The 245-nt window shown below is 73.5% G+C and carries 1 pseudogene; it reads right to left on the bottom strand.

Annotation, left to right across the window (positions count from 1 at the left end):
• Positions 1 to 245 (bottom strand): annotated as a pseudogene (locus tag ACSNOK_RS35700) (hypothetical protein); the annotation flags it as partial.

Below are 245 nucleotides of genomic sequence, written 5' to 3'. Positions count from 1 at the left end.
ACCTTCTGGAGCCGGCCGGCGCGGATGTCGTCCACCGAGGCGGCGACACCCTTCTCGTAGTCGGCGGCGCGGAAGTCCAGGTCCACGGCGGCCAGTTCGGCGTTGGCGCCGGGCTCTGCCACCGGGCCCGCCAGGGTCTTGGCGACGGTGTCGAGGGTGTCGGCGTCCATGCTGCGGATCAGGGCGCGGCCGTCGGCGCGCCGGAGCCGTACCTCGGTGTGCGGCACGATCAGATGCGCCAGCAC

The organism is Streptomyces sp. URMC 126, assembly GCF_051386555.1.
Lineage (GTDB): Bacteria > Actinomycetota > Actinomycetes > Streptomycetales > Streptomycetaceae > Streptomyces.
Note: the sequence above shows the minus strand (reverse complement) of the source record. Positions and strands in the feature narration are given on the sequence as shown.